Below are 294 nucleotides of genomic sequence, written 5' to 3'. Positions count from 1 at the left end.
GTGCTGTGGTCGGCCCGGCTCGCCGGGGACCTGCGCCCGTTCGCGGCCGACGACGGGTCGCTGCACCTACTGGCCCTGGGCGCCGACCAGTTGACCCGGGAGGTCGTCCGCCTCGACACGGGGAACCGGACGGCGCACCGGGTCCGACTGCCGGCCCCGATGGACCAGGCGGAGGCCGCCGGGAGCGGGGGGACGGTGTACGTCTACGCGGCCGGCGGTCTGCTCCTGGCCGTGGACACCCGGCCCACGACGCCGGCGGCCGACGCGGTGCGCTGGCAGCAGGACACCTCGGTC

General features: G+C 77.2%; 1 pseudogene. It reads left to right on the top strand.

The window, feature by feature from the left end:
• Nucleotides 1-294: pseudogene (locus tag G3I40_RS25205) on the top strand (serine/threonine protein kinase); the annotation flags it as partial.

Origin of the sequence: Streptomyces sp. SID14478 (assembly GCF_010548525.1) — a bacterium.
GTDB lineage: Bacteria > Actinomycetota > Actinomycetes > Streptomycetales > Streptomycetaceae > Streptomyces.
Note: the sequence above shows the minus strand (reverse complement) of the source record. Positions and strands in the feature narration are given on the sequence as shown.